This is a genomic window from Massilia hydrophila (assembly GCF_020208145.1).
GTDB classification, from domain to species: domain Bacteria; phylum Pseudomonadota; class Gammaproteobacteria; order Burkholderiales; family Burkholderiaceae_D; genus Telluria; species Telluria hydrophila.
In genome coordinates this window covers 186,475-207,180 of record NZ_JAHYBX010000008.1, presented here as the reverse complement: position 1 = coordinate 207,180, position 20,706 = coordinate 186,475, and the positions used below count along the sequence as shown (strand labels likewise).

The following is a 20,706-nucleotide window of genomic DNA, read 5'->3' as shown; positions in this document are numbered from 1 at the left end:
GCAATCACCAACCAACCGGACGGGGTGGCCACCATGAAAGTCTCCGAGATCCTGCAGGTGAAAGGCGAAATCCTCTATACCGTCACGCCCGACATGCCGCTGGTGCAGGCGGCCGCGACGATGGCGGAAAAGGACATCGGCTCGCTGGTCGTCATGGAATACGGCGATCTGGTCGGGATGCTGACCTTCCGCGAAGTGATCAAGGAACTGCATGCCGGGGGCGGCACGCTCGGCAACGGCACCGTGCGCAAGGTGATGGACGACAGCCCGATCACCGTGACCCCGGACACCGAAGTCAACGAGGTACGCCGCATCATGCTGGAAAAGCACGCGCGCTACCTGCCCGTGATGAACGCCCGCACCCTGCTGGGCGTGATCTCCTTCTACGACGTGGCCAAGGCGGTACTGGAAGCGCAGAGCTTCGAGAACCGCATGCTGAAGGCGTATATCCGCGACTGGCCGGCGGAGCAGGCGGCGGAAGACTGAGTTGTTGGTGCCGACCGCCCTGCGTGCGCAGCGTCGGCCGGTACTTGCGCGGCAGTCTGGCTGCTGACGATCACCGCGTGGGCGGAGGATCCGCCCACCCTACGCGGCTTCGATCAGCTTGCGCTTGTCGAGCCAGGCCTGCAGGTCTTCCGGCGACATCGGGCGCGCGTACAGGAAGCCCTGTGCCAGCGGGCAGCCCAGCGAGCGCAGGATATGGGCCTGGCGCTCGTCCTCGACCCCTTCCGCGATCACCGACAGGCCCAGGTTGCGGCCCAGCTGGATCACCATTTCCGCGATGCTGCTGCCGCGCGCCGAGCCGGTGATCTCGGTGACGAAGGTGCGGTCGATCTTGAGCCGGTCCACCTGCAGGCGCTGCAGGTGCGACAGCGACGAGAAGCCGGTGCCGAAGTCGTCGATCGCGATCGACACCCCGGTGCGCTTGACCTGGGCCAGCTTCTCGACCAGCAGGGCCGGCTCCTCCATCGCCATCGATTCCGTGATCTCCAGCTCCACGTACTCGGGCGGCGCGCCGGTCTGGGCCAGCGCGCGGCGCAGCATCTCGACGAACTGCGGATGGCGGAACTGGACCTGGGACACGTTGACCGACATCGTGAGCGTCCGGTAGCCGGCCGCGCGCAGGCGCACCAGTTCGGCCAGGGCCTGGCGCAGTACCCATTCGCCGATGTCGACGATCAGGCCCGAGTACTCGGCGATCGGGATGAAGCGGTCCGGCCCGATCAGGCGGCCGTCCTCGGTGCGCCAGCGCAGCAGCGCCTCGGCGCCGAAGGCGCGGTCGGTGGCCAGGTCGACCTGGGGCTGGTAGGCCAGGAACAGCTCGCCGCGCTGGAAGCCGCTGCGCAGCGCGTGCATCATGCTCACCCGCTCGCGGATCTCGACGCCCATGCTGCGCGAAAAATAGAAATGGCCGGCGCGCCGCTGCGACTTGGCGCGCTTGAGCGCGATGTCGGCATCCTTCAGGGCGTCGGCCCCGGTGCCGTCGTGTTCGCCGAGCCGCACCAGGCCCAGCGTGCAGGCCACCTGCACATCCTGGCCGTCGATGTGGAAAGGCACCCGGAACAGGGTCTGGATCGCGGCCGGCTGCACGACCGTGGCGTCGCCCAGCACGCAGAACACGTCGCCGCCGATGCGCGCCAGCTCCAGCCTGCCCGGGCCGCCATCCTGCAGGCGCGACTTCAGGCGCCGGCCGACGGCGGCCAGCAGCAGGTCGCCGAAATGGTGGCCGAGGGCGTCGTTGGTTTCCGCGAAGTGGTCGAGATCGACCAGCGCCAGGGTGGCCGTGGCGCGCCGCGGTCCAGCCAGCACGGCGTCGATCAGCTCGACCATGCGGGTACGGTTGGGCAGGCCGGTGAGTCCGTCGCGGAAGGCCGCGTGGTTCAGGTGGGTTACCAGTTCCACGTTGTCGAGCCCGACGGCCACCATGCTGGCGAATACCTCGAGCAGGCGGCGCTCCAGCTCGCTCGGCTGGCGGCCGAAAGGGATGCAGGCGCCGAAGTCGCGTCCCGCCTTGCCCGGGAAGTGCAGCGCCAGCCAGCCCCCGGCCGCGGCGCCGCTTTCCCCTTGCAGGGCGCGCGCAGCCGCCTCCGCCAGGTCGGGGTGGCGCTGCGGATCGAGCTCCACGCCGGCCAGGCTCGCCTCGGCGCCGGCCGCGGCGACCACCCGCAGCAGTTCCGGGCGGGCAGCGCCGCCCTCGCGCACGCACAGCACGCCGCCCGCTTCCTGGCCGAGCAGGGTGGCGGCCTGGCGCAGCACGCCCTGGGCCACGTCGCCCACGCCGTGCAGGGTCATCAGCTGGGTGCCGGCCGACAGGATGTGTTCCAGGCCGGCGCGGCTGGCGTCCAGCGCGCGCAGCTGCTGGTAGGAGCGGACCGCGGCCGCGATCGCCGTGTACAGCTTGGTGCGCGTGAGTTCGGACTTGGTGCGGTAGTCGTTGATGTCATAGCCGCGGATCGCCTCGAGTTCCGGCGCGTAGCCGGGCTGGCCGGTGCGCAGGATGATGCGGACGTCGATCATGCCCAGCTCCTCGCGGATCCGGCGCACCAGCTGCAGGCCGGCGTCGGGGCGTTCCATTACCACGTCGAGCAGGACCACGGCGATGTCGGGTTCGCGCGCGAGCAGGGCGTAGGCTTCGGCGGCCGAATGCGCATGCAGGAATTCCAGCGGGCGGCCCTGCATCTCGACGTTCTTGAGGGCGAAGGTGGTGCTGGTATGGACGTCGTCGTCGTCGTCGACGATCAGGATACGCCAGCCGGCCCGCGCTGCGCAGGGCGCGGAAGATGGGGACGCCACGGCCTCGTCGGCGAAGACCAGGTCTTCCTGGTCACTCGGGTCGCCTGGCGGCGTCATCGGGGCAGGCATGCGCTACTTCTCCAGTATTGCTTTGGCATTGGTGCTTCCAGTATATAGGCAATTGTCGAGCCAACGGCTTCGAATCGACGACCGCCGGTAGAAATGTATCCTTACAGCAACTATTTTCGGCGCGGCCGACGGAGGCCCCGGTCCTCGGCGGTGGCGCAGGACTGGTAGAATTCGGGGTCCCACATTTCGACGATTGGCCCACCATGTCCGGCAATACCTTCGGCAAGCTGTTCACCGTTACCACCTTTGGCGAGTCGCACGGACCGGCGATCGGTTGCGTCATCGATGGCTGCCCGCCCGGCATGGCGCTGTCCGAAGCCGACATCCAGCCCGAGCTCGACCGCCGCAAGCCCGGCACCTCGCGCCACGTGACCCAGCGCCAGGAAGCGGACCGGGTGCAGATCCTGTCCGGCGTCTACCAGGGCGTGACCACCGGCACCCCGATCGCGCTCCTGATCCACAACGAGGACCAGCGCAGCAAGGACTACGGCAACATCACCGAGACCTTCCGTCCCGGTCATGCCGACTACACCTACTGGCACAAGTACGGCGTGCGCGATCCGCGCGGCGGCGGGCGTTCTTCGGCGCGCCTGACGGCGCCGGTGGTCGGCGCCGGCGCGGTGGCCAGGAAGTGGCTGCGCGAGCACCACGGCGTCGAGCTGTTCGGCTGCATGCGCCAGCTGGGCGACATCGAGGTGCCGTTCGAGTCCTTCGAGCACGTGCATGCGAATCCATTCTTCGCCGCCAGCGCCGACGCGGCCCTGCTGGCGCGCATGGAGGCCGAGATGGACGCGCTGCGCCGTGCGGGCGACTCGATCGGCGCGCGCATCGACGTGGTGGCGCGCGGCGTGCCGGTCGGCTGGGGCCAGCCGATCTACGACAAGCTCGATGCCGACATCGCCTATGCGATGATGGGGATCAATGCGGTGAAGGGGGTGGAAATCGGCGCCGGCTTCGCCTCGGTGGCGCAGAAGGGCTCGGAACACGGCGACGAACTGACCCCGGAGGGCTTCGTCGGCAACAATGCGGGCGGGGTGCTGGGCGGGATCTCGACCGGCCAGGACATCACGGTCTCGATCGCGATCAAGCCGACCTCATCGATCCGCACGCCGCGCCGCTCGATCGACAAGGATGGCAAGCCGCTGCTGGTCGAGACCCATGGCCGGCACGACCCCTGCGTGGGAATCCGCGCCACCCCGATCGCCGAGGCGATGCTGGCGCTGGTGCTGGTCGACCATGCGCTGATGCAGCGCGCGCAGTGCGGCGACGTGCGGGTCGCCACCCCGCGCCTGCGCTAGGCGGACAGGAGGCTCAGGTCCGTGCGGCGGCAGGGACCTGGGCCTCGGCCTGGTGGCGCCGCTCGACGCTGCGCACCACCAGGCCGCGCAGGTCGTTGAGCAGCGAGAACTCGGTCTGGCTCAGCACCACCGAAGGGAAGCTGTCGTCCCACTCGCCATAGATGAAGCCGACCGGCTGGCCGTGCGCGCACAGCGGGATCACCACGAAGCACAGGGCCTCGCTCAGGGTGCCTTTCCACCAGCCGGGCAGCTTGGCGGCGAAGCGGGTGTCGCGCGCATTCTCGATGAAGATCACGCGGTCGCTGCCGAGCGCCGCGTGGAATACGTTGGGCTCGTAGACATCGTCGAACACCAGGTGCGGCAGCATGGCCTTGCAGCCTTCGCCCAGGCCCAGGCGCGCCGTGTAGCAGCCTTCGCGCCGGTTGCGCAGGAAGGCGAAGGAGCGGCTGAAGCTCAGGCCCTTGTGCATGGTTTCCAGGGCCATCGACATCATCTGGCCGGGCGTGGCCTCGGCGCCGGCGTCGCGCATGTCGGACACCCCGCTCATCAGGACCCGGTTGCCGGCGATGCGCTTGCGGGTGGCGGCCGCCAGTTTGGCGCGTTTCTCGGCCGGTCTGGCCAGCGGGGCGATGCTGAGGTCGGTGGCGGCGCTGTCGCGCGCCCGGTCCATCGCGCCGATCAGGCCGCTCGCTTCGACGCCCAGCATCGGGGCATAGCTCTCGGCCAGGGCGCTGACGCGCTCGGCGGCGGCCTCGTCGTCGTGCCACAGGGCGTCGGCGGCCTGGGTCGACATGGTGCCCAGCGCGGCCAGCCAGTCGTCGTGGCCGAAGCCTTCGGCGCGTTCGGCCGGATCGAGCCTGCGCATGCCGGCGATCAGGTTGCGCGGCAGGCCCCAGTGCTCGGCGGTGGCGCGGCCGACCGCTTCCAGCGACAGGCCCAGCACGGCCTCGGCCGCGCCTTCCTCGCTGCCGGCACCGCCGGCCTGGCGCAGCTGGCTCCAGCGCTCCGGCATGTAGAAGGTGACCATCATGCGTCCCAGCGAATGCAGGATCGAGCACACCACTGCTTCTTCGGTGTCGCGCGAGGCGGCGCTGGCGGCGATCTGCTGCGCCACCATCCCGGCCAGCACCGCCTTTTCCATTTCGATGTGGGCGCTCTCGGTGTCCGGCGTGGACTTCGACAGTTCCTCGATCAGCTTCAGGCCCAGGGCCAGGTGGCCGATGGCTTCCGTGCCCAGTACCAGCACCGCCTTCGAGACCGTGTTGATGCGCTGGCCGAAGGCCGAGTACATGCCGCTGTTGGCCAGGCGCAGTACCTTCTGGGTCAGGACCGGGTCCGACAGTACCGTCTGGGTCATCGAGAATTCGCGCTCGTCCTCGCCGCGCATCGAGGCCAGGATCGCGCTGATCGCCTTGGTGAAGCCCGGCATGTCGCCGCGCCGGCGGATGCGCTCCCAGAGCAGGGAGAGGGTGGCGTCGGCGCGCGCTGAGCGCTGGGTGGCGGGATGTGTGGTCATGGTTGGTGCGCGCGGTCCTCGTGCGGCAGGAATTCGGTGTACAGGTCTTCTTTCAGGGCCGCCAGCGCCACGTGGGCAGGCATCGGCTTGCCGGTCAGGAATCCCTGCACGTAGTGGCAGCCCAGGTCGTCGAGCCAGGCCAGCTGGCCCTCGGTCTCGACCCCTTCGGCCACCACCGACAGGTCGAGGTGCTTGGCCAGGTCGAGCACCGCGCTGCAGATCGCGGCGTCCTTCGCTTCCCCGGGCAGGTCCTTCACAAAAGCGCGGTCGACCTTCAGCACCGAGATCGGGAAGCGCTTCAGGTAGGCCAGGCTGGAGTAGCCGGTGCCGAAGTCGTCGATCGCGATGCGGGCGCCGCGCTCGGTCATCGCGCCCAGCACGGTTTCGGCATGCTGCGGGTCGACCATCAGGGTGCCCTCGGTGATCTCGAGCACCAGCTTGCTGCCAGGGACCCCGGACAGCGCCAGCGCATCGTCGAGCACCTCGAGGAAGCGGTCGTTCCTGAACTGGCGCGGGCTGATGTTGACCGAGATGTAGAGCTCGCGGCCCGCCACTTCCTCGAACTGGCGCAACTGCATGCAGGCCGCCTTCAGGGCCCAGGCGCCCAGCAGGTTGATCAGGCCATTGGTCTCGGCGATCGGGATGAAGCGCACCGGCGGGACCATGCCGAGGGTCGGGTGCTTCCAGCGCATCAGCGTCTCGAAGCCCTCGATGGTACGGCTCCTGGCGTCGACGATGGGCTGGAAGTAGAGCTGGAATTCGCCTTCGCGCACGCCGCTGAACATGGCTGCCTCGAGCGAGATGTCGTGGCCCGGCGCGGCGCCCTCGCGCACGCTGTAGACGACGGTACGCGCCTTGCCGGTTTCCTTGGCGCGCGACAGCGCGGTGTCGGCCAGCGTCAGCAGCCGCACTTCGTCGTCCGCGTGCTCGGGATAGGCCGCCACGCCGATCGATCCGGCCAGGTAGATGGTGTGGCCGTCGACCTCGAAGGGCGCCTGCAGGGCCGCCATCAGGCGCCCGGTGACCAGCTTGATCTGGGCCGGCGTGGCCGAGCCGGGCAGCACGGCCACGAATTCGTCGCCGCCCACGCGCGCCAGGGTGTCGCTGTCGCGCAGCGTGCGGCGCAGGCGCGCCCCGGCCATGCGCAGCACCGCGTCGCCGACGGCATGGCCGAGGCCGTCGTTGACCCGCTTGAAGCCGTCCAGGCCGATGGCCGCCACCGAAAAGCCCTGGGCGGAACGGCGCGCACTGGCGATCACCATGCGGATGCGGTCCGACAGCAGCACGCGGTTGGGCAGTTCGGTCAGCGGGTCGTGGGTGGCCAGGTGGCGCAGGCGTTCTTCGGTGGCGTGCTGGGCCGACATGTCGCGCCCGACGACCAGCAGCGGTGCGTCGTCAATGGTGGCGACCGGCGCGATCCGCAGTTCGAACCAGATGTCGCGCTCGCCGCTGCGAAAGCGCGCCTCGGCCAGTGCCGGCGCCTCGCCGGCCGCGGCGCTGGCGAGGGCGGCGCGCACGGCCGGCTGGTCGACGTCGTGCACCAGCGCCGCCAGCGAACGGGCGCCGGGTTCGACTCCGGCCAGACCCAGCGCACGGCTGCTGGCTGCCCGCACCTGGCCGTCCAGCGTAACCCGGAACGCGACGTCGCCGACCGCATCGAGCAGGCTGTCCGGCAGGGCCGGTGCCTGGGTGCATGGTTCGAACCTGGCGGCGGTGGAACTGATGTGCATTCTGTGTCTTCTGCCTTCGTGGTGCCGGGATGCCGCGGGGCGGCGCCTAAACCATGCAAGTTTACCAAACCAATCGTGAATCTAGCACCGAAAGATTCCAAAAGGCATTAAAAATCACAAGCCCAGCCGCATTCGCTCCTTGCGGCGGACGGCGCAGCTTGCACAGGCAGCGCCTTTGGGTTAGCGTGTTGCAGCCTTTGCAAGCAAGCGCCTCCTGCCATTGTCGCTGATTATTTCTAATTGGCAAATAAACGGGATTGTCATGACGACGAGATTATATGCAGATGATGCTTTGGCGCAACATTTTACAGGAGCCCTGCCTTCCATGAACGCTTTCGAGACGCATGCCGTCAGCAACCAGGCGGCGCCATTCGCCGACATCAACCTGTTCCGTTGCCACCCCGGCGCTGGGCGAGGCCCTGGTGCGCGAGGGCGGCGGCTGGGCCGAGGCCGGACTGGACGCGCTCGGCGAGAAGCTGGGCCAGGCTGCCGTGCTCGACCTGGCGCGGCTGGCCAACCTGCATGGCCCGCGCCTGGTGAGCTACGACCGCAGCGGTCGGCGGGTGGACGAGATCGAGTTCCACCCGGCCTGGCATGCCTTGATGGAGATGCTGATCGGGGCCGGCGCGCATGCCGCACCCTGGCGCGCGCCGGGACCGGGCGCCCAGGTGGCGCGCGCCGCCCAGTACCTGCTGTTCGGGCAAGTGGAGAACGGCGTGCAGTGCCCGGTGACGATGACCTATGCCAGCGTGCCGGCGCTGCGCCGGGTGCCGGCTCTGGCCGAGGCGTGGATGCCGAAGCTGCTGTCCGGCGAGTACGATCCGCGCTCGCTGCCCGTCACGCAGAAGCGCGGCGCGCTGGTTGGCATGGGCATGACCGAGAAGCAGGGCGGCAGCGACGTGCGCGCCAACAGTACCCGGGCCGAGCCGCTCGGGGAGGGCGCCGGCGGCGCCTGGCGCCTCGTCGGCCACAAATGGTTCTTCTCGGTGCCCCAGGCCGATGCCCACCTGATCCTGGCCCAGACCGATGCCGAAGGCAGCGTTGGCCTGTCGTGCTTCTTCGTACCGCGTTTCCTGCCCGACGGCAGCCGCAATCCGATCCGGGTGCAGCGTCTGAAGGACAAGCTCGGCAACCGCTCGAACGCCTCGTCGGAAGTCGAGTTCCAGGGTGCGCTCGGCTGGCTGGTGGGCGCGCCCGGGCGCGGCATCCCGACCATCCTCGAGATGGGTGGCTACACCCGCCTCGACTGCGTGCTGGGCAGCGCCGGCATCATGCGCGCGGCCCTGTGCCACGCGCTGCACCACGCGCGCGGGCGCAGCGCGTTCGGACGCCTGCTGTCGGAACAGCCGCTGATGCAGAACGTGCTGGCCGACCTCGCACTCGAGTCGGAGGCCGCCACCGCGTTCGCGCTGCGCCTGGCGCGCTGCTTCGACCAGGACGGCGATCCGGCCCAGGCCCTGCTCGGGCGTCTCCTGACCCCGGCCGGCAAGTACTGGATCTGCAAGCGCGGCCCGGCCTTCGGGGCCGAGGCGATGGAGGTCATGGGCGGCAACGGCTATGTGGAGGATGGCCCGCTGGCGCGCCTGTACCGCGAGTTCCCCGTCAATTCGATCTGGGAAGGCTCGGGCAATGTCATGTGCCTGGACGTGCTGCGCGTGCTCGGCAAGTCGCTGCCCGAGGCGCATGCGGCGCTGGCGGCCGAGCTGGCGCCGGCGGCCGCGCGCGACGCCCGCTTCGCCGCCTATGCGCAGCGCCTGCTGGACGAACTGCCGGCCCTGGCCCGCGACGAAGGCGGGGCGCGGGTCCTGGCCGAGCGCCTGGTGCTGGCGGTGCAGGCGGCGCTGCTGGTCTGCCACGCGCCCACGTATGTGTCGGCCGCCTTCGTCGGTTCGCGCATCGCCCGCGAGCCGGGCGGCGCGTTCGGGCGCCTGGCAGCGAGCGGCGCGGACGGCGTCGATTGCGCGGCGATCCTGCGGCGTGCGCTGCCGCCCGCCACCGGCGACTAGCCGGCCGATTTTGCAGAAAGACAGGACAAATACCGGCATGGCTGGGATAATGCCGGTCTTGTGCTTCACACCCCATCCAGTTCGATACCGACCATGAAACAAGATCCGCGCTTTCCCAACCTGTACATCCTGAACCACCCGCTCATCCAGCACAAGCTGTCGCACATGCGCGAGCACGACACCTCGACCCGCACCTTCCGCGAGCTGCTGCGCGAGATTACGCTCTTGATGGGGTACGAGATCACGCGCGACCTGCCGCTGACCACCCGCACCGTGCAGACCCCGCTGGTGACGGTCGAGGCCCCGGTCATCGCTGGCAAGAAGCTGGCGATCGTGCCGATCCTGCGTGCCGGCATCGGCATGAGCGACGGGCTGCTGGAACTGGTGCCTTCGGCGCGCGTCGGCCACATCGGCGTGTTCCGCGACCCCGACACCCATGAGCCGGTCGAATACCTGGTGCGCCTGCCCGATACCAACGAGCGCACCTTCATCCTGTGCGACCCGATGATCGCCACCGGCAATTCGGCGGTGCACGCGGTGGACGTGCTCAAGAAGCGTGGCGTGGCGAGCGAGCAGATCCTGTTCCTGGCCCTGGTGGCCGCGCCCGAGGGTATCGAGGTGTTCCAGAAGTCGCATCCGGACGTGAAGGTGTATGTCGCTTCGCTCGACTCGCACCTGAACGAGCACGCCTACATCGTCCCGGGCCTGGGTGACGCCGGCGACCGTATCTTCGGCACCAAGTAGGGTCACGGGAAGCCGCCAGCATGGAAGCCGCCGATCAGGAATTCTTCACGCGCCTGGCCACGGCCAGCGGGGCGTTTTCCGCCGGGCTGCCGGCCACGCTGGCGCGCCTGGCCGCGCTCGGCCAAGACCTCGATCCGCAGGCGCCGGCCGGCGCCGCGGCCGAACTGCAGGCCATGCTGCACACGATGGCCGGTTCGGCCGTCACCTTCGGCTACCGCGGCCTGGGCGCCGATGCGCGCGCACTGGAACAGCGCCTGCGCGTGCTGACCGCTTTCGAGACCGTCGCCCCGCGCGACTGGGCCGCCTGGGTCGCCGAACTGAACGGGTTCGTGGAGGCGGCGCGGCGGGATCCGCGCGGCCTGGGCTGAGCGCCTTGCGCCAGCCCTTCCGGGCTCGGATGTCATACCGGCCCGCAATCGTGCATTATTGAATCGTTTGATGCTTCGCAAATTTGCGGACAGACGTTAGCCTATATTTTCCCTGTACCGAAACGAAAACAGGGCCATAAAAGTTGAATCGAGGAATTTTTATGGGGAATGTTGCGGATATCTGCTTTTTTTATTTTGCGAAGTGCGTGCCACACCGTTTTTATTCGGTATAATGCGGGATCGTTGGGTTGTAGGTAGTAGTGCAGTCTGTCTGTCATTCCTTTCTTGCTTCTTCAAACGATCTTAAACGGGCGCAAGCCCACTTAACTGAAATAGGAAATTGTAATGGCAACTGGCATCGTTAAATGGTTCAATGACTCGAAGGGCTTCGGCTTCATCACCCCTGATGAAGGCGGCGAAGATCTGTTCGCACACTTCTCGGCAATCCAGAGCAACGGCTTCAAATCGCTGCAAGAGAACCAGCGCGTTTCGTTCGACGTGACCACTGGCCCGAAGGGCAAGCAGGCCGCGAACATCCAGCCGCTGTAATCGCTCTCCAGCGATGGTAAAAAATCCCCGGATCGCCGGGGATTTTTTTTGCCTGTCTTTCTGCCGGTCTCTCTGCCTGCTTCTGTAAGAGGCCTATATCCGCCAGTAACTTGGCTGCGCGTAACTGTGCCGCAGGAAGTCAACAAAGGCACGAATCCGTAGCGGCAGGTGCTGGCGCTGGGCGAATACGGCATGGATGTCATTCCCCGGCGCCGCGAACTCGTCCAGCACCGTGCACAGCTCGCCTGAGGCGATCTGCGCCCCCACTTCCCACATCGAGCGCCAGGCCAGGCCCTTGCCGGCCAGCGCCCACGCGTGCAGCACCGCGCCGTCGTTGCATTGCATATTACCCCCCACCTTCAGGGTAACCGGCTTGCCACGGTCGAGAAAGGTCCAGCCGCGCTGGCTGCCCTGGCTGCTGATCGCGAGGCAGTTGTGCTTCGCCAGGTCGGCCAGCGTGCGCGGCCGGCCGTGACGCTTCAGGTAGGCCGGGGTGCCGACCACCACCCGGTGGTTGTCGGCCAGCTTGGTGCCCACCAGGTTCGAGTCGCTCAGGCTGGCGATGCGGATCGCCACGTCCACCCCTTCGCCGACCACGTCCACCAGCCGGTCGGTCAGGTTCAGGTTGACCGTCACTTCGCGGTGCTCGGCCAGGAAGGACGGCAGCAGTGGCGCCACGTGCTGGCGCCCGAAGCCGGCCGGGGCGGACACCAGCAGGTGGCCGCTGGCATGGGCGCTGCGTTCGCTGGCCGCGGACTCGGCTTCTTCCAGCTCGGCCAGGATGCGCTGGCAGTCTTCCAGGAAGGCCGCCCCCTCGTCGGTGAGGGCGAGGCGGCGCGTGGTGCGCTGCAGCAGCTTCACGCCGAGCCGGGCTTCCAGCGCATCGAGGCGGCGCCCGATCATCGAAGGCGCGATCCCTTCGGCGCGGGCCGCCGCCGACAGGCTGCCACGCGCCACCACGTCCACGAAGGTGGAAATCTGCCTGAACTTGTCCACTACGCCCCCGATTCTATACAAATACGCACAGATGATATGCGTAAATGTATCGTTTAGGTATGTTCAAGTGAATATACTTGAGCGTATGACAAAGGCCGGGCTGCCTCGCTGCCCAGGCCGCCAGGCTTACATTTCAACTTTTCAGGAGTTTGCGCAATGACGATCGCCACCCCCGCCGGCATGGACATCACGGCCGAGATCAAGCCAGCTTACGAACAGATCCTCACGCCCGAGGCGCTCGCCCTGGTTGCGCAGCTGTCGCGTGCCTTCGAGCCCCGTCGCCAGGAACTGCTGGCCGCGCGTGCCGAGCGTGCGCGCCGCCTCGACGCCGGCGAGCGCCCGGATTTCCTGCCCGGGACCGCGCATATCCGCGACGGCGAGTGGCAGATCGCGCCGATCCCTCCCGCGCTGGCCTGCCGCCGCGTGGAAATCACCGGTCCGGTGGAGCGCAAGATGGTCATCAACGCGCTTAACTCCGGCGCCGACAGCTACATGACCGACTTCGAGGACTCGAACACCCCGAACTGGGACAACCAGATCACCGGCCAGATCAACATGATGGACGCCGTGCGCCGCACCATCTCGCTGGAACAGAACGGCAAGACCTACCGCCTGAACGACAAGGTCGCCACCCTGGTGGTGCGTCCGCGCGGCTGGCACCTGGACGAGAAGCACGTGCTGGTGGACGGCAAGCGCGTTTCCGGCGGCATCTTCGACTTCGCACTGTTCATGGTGCACAACGCGAAGGAACTGCTGGCGCGCGGCGCCGGGCCCTATTTCTACCTGCCGAAGATGGAATCGCACCTCGAGGCGCGCCTGTGGAACGATATCTTCGTGATGACCCAGGAAGCGCTGGGACTGCCGCGTGGCACCATCAAGGCCACCGTGCTGATCGAGACCATCCTGGCGGCCTTCGAAATGGACGAGATCCTGTACGAGCTGCGCGAACACAGCGCCGGCCTGAACGCGGGGCGTTGGGACTACATCTTCTCCTGCATCAAGAAGTTCAAGCTGGACAAGGACTTTTGCCTGGCCGACCGCGCCAAGGTCACCATGACCGCGCCCTTCATGCGCGCCTATGCGCTGCTGCTGCTGAAGACCTGCCACAAGCGCGGCGCCCCGGCGATCGGCGGCATGTCGGCGCTCATTCCGATCAAGAACGATCCGGAGAGGAACGAGGTGGCGATGGGCGGGGTGCGCAGCGACAAGGCGCGCGACGCCACCGATGGCTACGACGGCGGCTGGGTGGCCCATCCGGGCCTGGTGGAACTGGCCATGACGGAGTTCGTCAAGGTGCTCGGTGACCAGCCGAACCAGATCGGCAAGCAGCGCCCGGATGTGAACGTGAGCGCCGCCGAACTGCTCGACTTCAAGCCTGAAACGCCGATCACCGAGGCCGGCCTGCGCTACAACATCAATGTCGGCGTCCACTACCTGGGCGCCTGGCTGGCCGGCAACGGCTGCGTGCCGATCCACAACCTGATGGAAGACGCGGCCACGGCCGAGATCAGCCGTTCGCAGGTGTGGCAGTGGATCCGCAGCCCGAAGGGCGTGCTGGAAGACGGGCGCAAGGTCGACGCGGCCATGGTGCGCGCCATGATTCCGGAAGAGCTGGACAAGGTGAAGGCGGTGGCGCCGAATGGAGACAATCCGAGCTATGCGCGGGCCGCCGAGATCTTCGAGCAGATGTCGACCTCGGACAATTTTGCGGAGTTCCTGACGCTGCCCCTGTACGAGGAAATCTGAGTCCAGGCTGGTCCGGCCCCCCGAACCGGGCCAGCGCTTACGCGAACACGTTCTTCCACTCGCGCAGGGCGGCGAAAGCCGCGACTGGCGCGGCTCCGCCCCCCAGGCGGCCGGCCTTGAGAAGGCTGGCCACGATTGCCGGCTCCCGATAGCGCAGGAAGGGATTGGTGGCGCGCTCGCGGCCGACCGTCGAGGGGATGGTCGGCTGGCCGGCGGCGCGCCGCGCCGTGTCCTCGCGCACGCGCCGCGCCAGTGCTTCGTTGCCGGGTTCGACCGCCTCGGCGAAACGCAGGTTCGACAGCGTGTATTCATGCGCGCAGTACACCAGGGTGTCATCGGGCAGCGCCGCCAGCTTGGCCAGCGAGTCCGCCATCTGGGCCGGCGTACCTTCGAACAGGCGTCCGCAGCCGGCGCCGAACAGGGTATCGCCACAGAACAACCAGTGCGCCCCCGGCGTGCTGCGCACGTAGGCGATGTGGCCCAGCGTATGCCCGGGAACGTCGAGTACCTCCAGCTCCAGTGCCAGTCCTGGCACGGCGATGCGCTCGCCTTCGCCCAGCGGATGGGTCACTTCCCCGATGCCGTCGTGGCGCGGCCCGAACACCGGCACCGTTGCGCTTCCTGTGCTGGAACCGAGCAGGGCGCGCACGCCGCCGATATGGTCAGCATGGTGGTGGGTGAGTAAAATGGCGCTTAGGGTGAGGCCATGTGCCTCCAGCGCGGCGCGGACCGGACCGGCATCGCCCGGGTCGACCACCGCCGCATGGACGCCGTCATGGATCATCCACAGGTAGTTGTCGTGGAAGGCGGGAACGGTCAGGACATGCAGGTCCTGGGAGGCTGGACGCGTCATGGTGAAGTAATCAAGGTGTGAAAGGGTGGCATGGACAGCGCGGCATCGGAAAAATCCATTATAGCGCTCGACCACTGGCTGCAATCGCCGGCGGGTGCCTACGTGCGCGCCTTCGAACAAGCCTGCCTCGACGAACTCACCGCCGACATCTTCGGCTTCAATGCCTTGCAGATCGGCGTGCCGCAGCTGGACGCCCTCGCGGCCAACCGCATGCCGAACAAGTGGCAGGCTGCGACCCGTACCTCGACTGCGGACGAGCTCGCCTTCGCCGCGGGCGGCAAGCAGATTGCCGTGGCGCTCGATTTCGCCGAGCTTCCGTTCGCCTCGCACAGCATCGACCTGGTGGTGCTGCCCCACGTGCTCGAGTTCGCGAGCGAGCCGCATGGGGTGCTGCGCGAAGTCGAGCGGGTCCTGATTCCGGAAGGGCAGTTGATCATCTGCGGCTTCAACCCGGCCAGCCTGTGGGGCATGCGCCAGGGCGTGGGCAAGGTCACCAACAACGGCTACCTGCCGGCCTCCGGCGAGTTCATCTCTATGCCGCGCCTGAAGGACTGGTTAAAATTGCTCAATCTCGGCGCCACGCGCAGCTACTTCGGCTGCTACGCGCCGCCGTGCCGGACAGCCCACTGGCTGAGCCGGTTCTCGATGATGGAGTCGGCCGGCCGGCGCTGGTGGCCCTATTTGGGCGCCGTGTACGTGGTCCACGCCATCAAGCGGGTCAAGGGCATGCACATCATCGGACCTGCATGGAACAAGAAAACGAGCAAGCGTCCGCAGGCGGTGCCGGCGGCGAACAGAAAATGAACACGAGCGACAGCATGGCAGCATCTCCTTCGACGAAAGTCGAGATCTTCACCGACGGCGCCTGCAAGGGCAATCCGGGTACGGGCGGCTGGGGCGCGCTGCTGGTGTCCGGCGGCCACGAAAAGGAAATCTTCGGTGGCGAAGCGAACACCACCAACAACCGCATGGAGTTGCGCGCCGTGATCGAGGCGCTCGGTGTGCTCAACCGCCCCTGCGAGGTTGTGCTGCATACCGACAGCCAGTACGTGCAGAAGGGGATCTCGGAATGGATCCACGGCTGGAAGGCGCGCGGCTGGAAGACGGCCGCCAAGGAACCGGTGAAGAACGAGGACCTGTGGAAGGCGCTCGACCTGGCCCAGCAGCAGCACGCGGTGGAGTGGCGCTGGGTGCGCGGCCACAACGGCCATCCCGGCAACGAGCGCGCCGACGTGCTCGCCAACCGCGGCGCGGCCACGGTGCGTCGCTGAATCGGCTGGATCGGCCGACGGCGCGGCCCGGTGCGGCCCGCGCTGCGCTATACTTCAGCCAGCTTTAACTCTTCTGCCAGACCACGCCATGCGCCAGATCGTCCTCGATACCGAAACCACCGGCCTGAATCCCCGCACGGGCGACCGCATCATCGAGGTCGGCTGCGTCGAGATCCTGAACCGCAAGCTCACCGGGAATAATTTTCACCGCTACATCAACCCGGAGCGCGACTCGGACGAGGCGGCGCTGGCGGTGCACGGCCTGACCACGGAATTCCTGAGCGACAAGCCGAAGTTCCACGAGATCGCCGAGGAGCTGCGCGCCTATGTGCAGGGCGCCGAAGTCATCATCCACAACGCCCCGTTCGACCTGGGCTTCCTGAACGCCGAGTTCCAGCGCATCGGCCTGCCGCCGTTCACCGAGCACTGCAGCGGCGTGATCGATACCCTGGTGCAGGCCAAGGAGCTCCATCCAGGCAAGCGCAACTCGCTCGATGCGCTGTGCGACCGCTACGAGATCTCGAACGCGCACCGCAAGCTGCACGGCGCGCTGCTCGATTCGGAACTGCTGGCCGACGTGTATCTCGCGATGACGCGCGGCCAGAACTCGCTGACCATGGATGTCGCGGTGGAAGCGAGCGCGGGCGGCGCACTGCTCGATGCCGGGCCGCTGGGCGAGATCTTCGTGCTGCCCGCCAGCGCGGCCGAACTGGCGGCCCACGAGGAGGTGCTGGCCGGGCTCGACAAGAACGTCAAGGGCACCTGTGTGTGGCGCAATTATTCGCCCCAGCAGCAGGATTCTGTGGCATAATACGCCTCGCTTCGGGAGGTTAGCTCAGGGGTAGAGCACTGCATTCACACTGCAGGGGTCGCAAGTTCGAAACTTGCACTTCCCACCAAAATACATCGGTTCCGTTTGCGTCCATGGCGCGAACGGAATCGGACAAGAAGGCCGGCCACGTCAGTGGCCGGCTTTTTTCATGCCTGCGCCAGCGCTTCCTTCAGGTCGGGCGTGATGGTCCAGGCATACAGGGTCTTGTCGCACGCGCACGATCCGCTCGGGCGGCCACTGCGCCCCCATGTGGAAGTCGTGTGAGACCACGCGGCTGCCCACGCGCAGCTGGCGCCACAGGCGCGGCAGCAGCTGTAGGTTGACCTCGAACAGCAGGTACAGCATGACCACCGTGGCCGGACTGAAGTCCGTCGCGAACAGGTCGGCCTGCTGGAAGCGTACCCGCCGCGCAACGCCGGCGCGGCGCGCATTCGCGCGCGCTTCCCGGATACGCTGCGGATCGAGGTCGACCCCGATCCCGCGCGCGCCGTGGCGGCGCGCCGCCTCGATCACGATGCGGCCGTCGCCGCAGCCCAGGTCGTACACGGTGTCGTCGCGTCCGACCCGGGCCAGCGCCAGCATGCGGCGCACGATGTCAGGCGCGGTCGGCACATAAGGCGGGACTGGCAGGCGCGCCGCGCGCGCGGGCCGTGGCAGGAGCAGGGTGGGCAGGGCCAGTGGCTGGCAGGCGCCGGCACCGAGCAGCACGCCGGCGCGCAGCAACGAGCGCCGGCCCGAGGCTGCATCCAGGGACCTGGCGGTTGGCAGCGGATCGGACAAGGTGCGGACTCCTGGTGGATCGGTCGATGTCCGGCAAGCCTACCCGATCCCTCCATGGGCGAGTTTTTCCCAGGGATTGATATTGATGAATCTCAATAGTTCGGGCATAATACGGGCACCCGGGAGGTTAGCTCAGGGGTAGAGCACTGCATTCACACTGCAGGGGTCGCAAGTTCGAAACTTGCACTTCCCACCAGAATATGAAAAAGCCCGCAGCGGAAACGCTGCGGGCTTTTTGCATGGCGCTTACGGGCCGTTCATGCGGCCGGCTTGGCCGCCTGGCCTTCTCCCGCGCGCAGCCAGCCGAACAGCACCGCCATCATGAAGGGGCCCACGAACAGTCCGATCACGCCCAGGGTCGATACCCCGCCCAGCAGGCCGAACAGCACTGCGAGGAAGGGCAGGTTGACCCGGTGCCCGATCAGCTTCGGACGGATGAACTTGTCCACCATGAACAGTTCCACTGCGCCCCAGGTGAACAGGCCGAGCGCGGCACCCGGATTGCCCTGGCCGAGCAGCAACAGCGAGACCATGGTGAACGACAGCGGGGCGCCGCCCGGGATCAGGGCCAGGTAGCCGGTGAGCACGCCCAGCAGGGCGGGCGCCGGCGCGCCCGCGACGTAGTAGGCCACGCCCAGCACCACGCCCTCCAGCAGCGCGACCGAGCACAGGCCGAGCGCGGTGCCGCGCACCGACAGCGGCAGGATGCTGCGCAGCTTGCCGTAGTGGTCCGGCAGCACGCGGCTGCCGGCGCCGTCCACGTAGCGCACCACGGCCGGGCCGTGCAGGTACAGTACGAACAGGGTCAGCAGGGTCAGGAACAGGTACAGGGCATTGGCCAGGATCGCCGAGCCCCAGAAGCGCGCGGCACCACCCAGTTTCGGCGCGACGTCGCCCAGCGTGGTCTGGATCAGCGCGTTCAGGCCGCCGGGCACGGCCAGGTGCGTGTTCCACCAGACGATGGCGCGCTCCGCCACCACCGGCAGGCGCCCCAGCCATTCGGGGGCGGGCAGGCCGACTTCGTTCAGTTCGGCAAGCAGGCGCTGCAGACCCACCAGTTCATTGCCGAGCGCCTTCACCAGCAGCAGCGACGGGCCGAAGAAGCCGATCACCAGCACTGCCAGCAGCAGGCTGGCGCTGGCCAGGCGCGGCAGGCCGCGCGCCTGCAGGCGCTGGTGCAGCGGCCAGGTGATCACGGCGAGCAGGCCGGCCCAGGCCAGCGATCCGAGAAAATGCTGCAGCAGGAGCAGCAGCGCGATGGCGAACAGTACTGGTAATACGAGGGAGGTATAGCGCATCCTGGTCCGATCCTTGCGTGCTCAGGCGTCGCGGAGGGCGCCGTTGCGCGTCTCGCGAGGGAAAGGGCTGCCGGACAGCGGCAGGATGGCAGCAGGGGTGCCCGGGAGGCAGGCCGCTTCGGTCGCGCCGGGGAGAAGGATGCGTGTCATGGTTCCGGTATGCCTTGGTCGATGGCCGCGGCGCGGCCAGCGGGCCGCGTCTGCGCGGGTAACAGGATAAGGCATCCGATGCACTTCGGAAAAGCGCAGAAATCAGAAACATTACTTCCTTAAAATGGAAGTAATGCCAAGGCCGCCCGGTCCGGACCGCTCCGGACAGGGCGCGCCGGGTGTTCAGCCGTGCAGGTCCTCGTCGTTGAGGCGGCCGTTCACGTACAGGCGCAGCAGGATCGCCACCGGCGGCGGGATCATGACGCCGGTCTCGAAGCGGCTGCCACTGGACTGGGTCACGCCGAAGCGGCTCCAGAATTTTTCCTGGCTCTCGCGCTTGCGGATGCGCAGGCGGCGCAGTTCGTGCGGTGCGGCCGGCCACGGGGCGTTCTGCGGCAGCGATTCCGCACCCAACTGCATGCCCACGCTGTCGATACCGAATTCCTCATCCATCATTTTGCCAGCCATCGCTCGTTCCTTCCGTTCGCCCATGTCATTGCTCGCTTGCCGTCCGCCGGACTGCACCAAAGACTTGATCGTAGCGGAAAGAAATGCGCCAAGGCTCACGAAAAATCACGGCAACACATTTTCTGGCAATAGGTCCTATGAGATAGACACGACGAAAGAGGACAGGCCCGGATCGCCATCGAAGCGGCAAACTCGGGTATGATTGACTGTTTCTTTTAGACATTATTTTCCCCTCTAGGACGACGCCTGCCCGCGATGACCATTGCCACCGATCCCGGCTGCGTGCTCAGCGCACGCGCCCTGCACCTCGTCGGCTGCGGCCTGGTCGTCCTCGACGCGGCCCATGCAATCGTGCTCTGGAACGGCTGGATGGTGCCGCGCTCCGGCTATGCCTTTGCACGCGTACGCGGCCGCTCGCTGTTCGAGGTGTTTCCGGAACTGCGCGGCACGAAAGTCGAGGCGGCGGTACTGGCTGTGCTGGCCGGCGGGGCACCGGTCGCGATCGCAGCGGCGGCCGGCCGCGCCCCCTTCCCACTGCGCCAGGCCGGCAGTTTCGACGGGGCGCGCCTCGAGCAGGCGGTGAGCGTGACGCCGTTTTGCGAAGGGGGAGAGCGCTTTTGCCTGGTCGAGATCCGCGATGTCAGTGGCAACATGGACCGCGAGCGGCGCCTGCTCGACCATGCCGAATCGCTGCGTGCCCGCTCGTATGTCGACGGCCTGACCGGTATTGCCAACCGGCGCCACTTCGACGTCGCGCTCGAGCGCGAGCTGCGGCGCGCCCGGCGCGGCGGCACACCCTTGTCGCTGTTGCTCATGGACATCGATTCCTTCAAGGCCTACAACGACCACTTCGGGCACCAGGAGGGGGATGCCTGCCTGGGGGCGGTCGCCAGGGCCCTGGACGCGATGTGCAAGCGTCCCGCCGACCTGGCGGCGCGCTACGGCGGCGAAGAGTTCGCGGCAATCCTGCCCGACACCACGCTGGAGCAGGCCTGCGCCCACGCCGAGGCGATCCGTTGCCACGTGGCCGGGCTTCGGCTGCCGCACGCACCCGGCGCCGCGCATCCCCACGTCACCCTCAGCATCGGCGTCGCCGCCTGCGTGCAGGGGTGGGCCGACACACCGGCGTCCCTGGTGGAGGCGGCCGACCGCGCGCTGTACGCTGCCAAGCGCTCCGGCCGCGACCGGGTGCTCGCCTCGACCGACCCTGCGCCGGGATAGTCCGCGGCCGCGTTGGCC

At 67.6% G+C, this 20,706-nt stretch carries 19 protein-coding genes, 2 tRNA genes and 1 pseudogene; 13 read left to right on the top strand and 9 right to left on the bottom strand.

Annotated elements, in window-relative coordinates; genetic code table 11:
* Positions 1–33: 33 nt before the first annotated feature.
* Positions 34–486: a CBS domain-containing protein gene (locus tag LE190_RS17770; RefSeq protein WP_225239943.1), complete on the top strand. Its 453-nt coding sequence runs from the start codon at positions 34–36 to the stop codon at positions 484–486.
* Positions 487–585: 99 nt separating this feature from the next.
* Here LE190_RS17770 and LE190_RS17765 read toward each other — a convergent pair whose 3' ends face one another.
* Positions 586–2,862 carry a putative bifunctional diguanylate cyclase/phosphodiesterase gene (locus LE190_RS17765; protein WP_225239942.1) on the bottom strand — a complete coding sequence of 759 codons (2,277 nt, stop codon included), beginning with the start codon at positions 2,860–2,862 and terminating at the stop codon, positions 586–588.
* A gap of 203 nt (positions 2,863–3,065) precedes the next feature.
* On the opposite strand from LE190_RS17765, the gene aroC reads away from it, so the two are divergent.
* Positions 3,066–4,160 carry a chorismate synthase gene (gene aroC / locus LE190_RS17760; RefSeq protein WP_225239941.1) on the top strand — a complete coding sequence of 365 codons (1,095 nt, stop codon included), beginning with the start codon at positions 3,066–3,068 and terminating at the stop codon, positions 4,158–4,160.
* A gap of 13 nt (positions 4,161–4,173) precedes the next feature.
* On the opposite strand, the gene LE190_RS17755 is transcribed toward aroC, so the two are convergent.
* Positions 4,174–5,676 (bottom strand): HDOD domain-containing protein, encoded by a 1,503-nt coding sequence (locus LE190_RS17755; protein ID WP_225239940.1) that lies wholly within the window; start codon positions 5,674–5,676, stop codon positions 4,174–4,176.
* Positions 5,673–7,406, bottom strand: a complete 1,734-nt coding sequence (locus tag LE190_RS17750) for a putative bifunctional diguanylate cyclase/phosphodiesterase (RefSeq protein ID WP_225239939.1) — start codon at positions 7,404–7,406, stop codon at positions 5,673–5,675. The genes LE190_RS17755 and LE190_RS17750 overlap by 4 nt, the downstream gene beginning before the upstream one ends.
* A 325-nt stretch (positions 7,407–7,731) precedes the next feature.
* Between LE190_RS17750 and LE190_RS17745 the strand changes: the two are divergent.
* From LE190_RS17745 to LE190_RS17730, 4 genes and pseudogenes are all read left to right on the top strand, one after another.
* A pseudogene (locus LE190_RS17745) lies at positions 7,732–9,412 on the top strand (isovaleryl-CoA dehydrogenase).
* A gap of 93 nt (positions 9,413–9,505) precedes the next feature.
* On the top strand, positions 9,506–10,156 hold the full coding sequence (gene upp, locus LE190_RS17740) for a uracil phosphoribosyltransferase (protein ID WP_224944924.1): 651 nt from the start codon (positions 9,506–9,508) through the stop codon (positions 10,154–10,156).
* 20 nt (positions 10,157–10,176) lie between these two features.
* On the top strand, positions 10,177–10,524 hold the full coding sequence (locus tag LE190_RS17735; RefSeq protein WP_225239938.1) for an Hpt domain-containing protein: 348 nt from the start codon (positions 10,177–10,179) through the stop codon (positions 10,522–10,524).
* 345 nt (positions 10,525–10,869) lie between these two features.
* Entirely contained in the window at positions 10,870–11,073 is a 204-nt protein-coding gene (locus LE190_RS17730; RefSeq protein WP_027867533.1) for a cold-shock protein, read from the top strand.
* Positions 11,074–11,166: 93 nt separating this feature from the next.
* Here LE190_RS17730 and LE190_RS17725 read toward each other — a convergent pair whose 3' ends face one another.
* Positions 11,167–12,069, bottom strand: coding sequence for a LysR family transcriptional regulator (locus LE190_RS17725; RefSeq protein ID WP_225239937.1), 903 nt, complete (start codon positions 12,067–12,069; stop codon positions 11,167–11,169).
* A gap of 156 nt (positions 12,070–12,225) precedes the next feature.
* On the opposite strand from LE190_RS17725, the gene aceB reads away from it, so the two are divergent.
* Positions 12,226–13,815 carry a malate synthase A gene (aceB, locus tag LE190_RS17720; RefSeq protein ID WP_225239936.1) on the top strand — a complete coding sequence of 530 codons (1,590 nt, stop codon included), beginning with the start codon at positions 12,226–12,228 and terminating at the stop codon, positions 13,813–13,815.
* A 37-nt stretch (positions 13,816–13,852) separates the two neighbouring features.
* On the opposite strand, the gene gloB is transcribed toward aceB, so the two are convergent.
* Positions 13,853–14,668, bottom strand: a complete 816-nt coding sequence (gene gloB, locus LE190_RS17715; RefSeq protein WP_225239935.1) for a hydroxyacylglutathione hydrolase — start codon at positions 14,666–14,668, stop codon at positions 13,853–13,855.
* 30 nt (positions 14,669–14,698) lie between these two features.
* Between gloB and LE190_RS17710 the strand changes: the two genes are divergently transcribed.
* The 4 genes from LE190_RS17710 (at position 14,699) to LE190_RS17695 (ending at position 16,838) form a co-directional block, all read left to right on the top strand.
* Entirely contained in the window at positions 14,699–15,472 is a 774-nt protein-coding gene (locus tag LE190_RS17710; RefSeq protein ID WP_224944978.1) for a class I SAM-dependent methyltransferase, read from the top strand.
* 14 nt (positions 15,473–15,486) lie between these two features.
* Positions 15,487–15,939 (top strand): ribonuclease HI, encoded by a 453-nt coding sequence (gene rnhA / locus LE190_RS17705; RefSeq protein WP_224944981.1) that lies wholly within the window; start codon positions 15,487–15,489, stop codon positions 15,937–15,939.
* 88 nt (positions 15,940–16,027) lie between these two features.
* Complete coding sequence (gene dnaQ, locus LE190_RS17700; RefSeq protein WP_225239934.1) at positions 16,028–16,750, top strand: DNA polymerase III subunit epsilon; 723 nt, start codon at positions 16,028–16,030, stop codon at positions 16,748–16,750.
* Between the two features lie 13 nt (positions 16,751–16,763).
* Positions 16,764–16,838: transfer RNA gene (locus tag LE190_RS17695), tRNA-Val, on the top strand.
* 62 nt (positions 16,839–16,900) lie between these two features.
* Here LE190_RS17695 and LE190_RS17690 read toward each other — a convergent pair.
* The gene (locus LE190_RS17690) at positions 16,901–17,551 is read right to left on the bottom strand and encodes a class I SAM-dependent methyltransferase (protein ID WP_225239933.1); all 651 of its coding nucleotides are present in this window, start codon (positions 17,549–17,551) and stop codon (positions 16,901–16,903) included.
* 121 nt (positions 17,552–17,672) lie between these two features.
* Between LE190_RS17690 and LE190_RS17685 the strand changes: the two genes are divergently transcribed.
* Positions 17,673–17,747 (top strand) — tRNA-Val (locus tag LE190_RS17685).
* A gap of 61 nt (positions 17,748–17,808) precedes the next feature.
* Here LE190_RS17685 and LE190_RS17680 read toward each other — a convergent pair.
* The 3 genes from LE190_RS17680 to LE190_RS17675 all read right to left on the bottom strand — a co-directional run bounded on the left by LE190_RS17680 (position 17,809) and on the right by LE190_RS17675 (position 19,467).
* Positions 17,809–18,849 carry an AI-2E family transporter gene (locus tag LE190_RS17680; RefSeq protein WP_225239932.1) on the bottom strand — a complete coding sequence of 347 codons (1,041 nt, stop codon included), beginning with the start codon at positions 18,847–18,849 and terminating at the stop codon, positions 17,809–17,811.
* 21 nt (positions 18,850–18,870) lie between these two features.
* A complete protein-coding gene (locus LE190_RS21835; protein WP_267875338.1) occupies positions 18,871–18,999 on the bottom strand; it encodes a hypothetical protein in 129 nt (42 codons plus the stop codon).
* Between the two features lie 183 nt (positions 19,000–19,182).
* The gene (locus tag LE190_RS17675; protein ID WP_374041160.1) at positions 19,183–19,467 is read right to left on the bottom strand and encodes a helix-turn-helix domain-containing protein; all 285 of its coding nucleotides are present in this window, start codon (positions 19,465–19,467) and stop codon (positions 19,183–19,185) included.
* 255 nt (positions 19,468–19,722) lie between these two features.
* Between LE190_RS17675 and LE190_RS17670 the strand changes: the two genes are divergently transcribed.
* On the top strand, positions 19,723–20,688 hold the full coding sequence (locus LE190_RS17670; protein ID WP_225239931.1) for a diguanylate cyclase: 966 nt from the start codon (positions 19,723–19,725) through the stop codon (positions 20,686–20,688).
* Positions 20,689–20,706 lie beyond the last annotated feature (18 nt).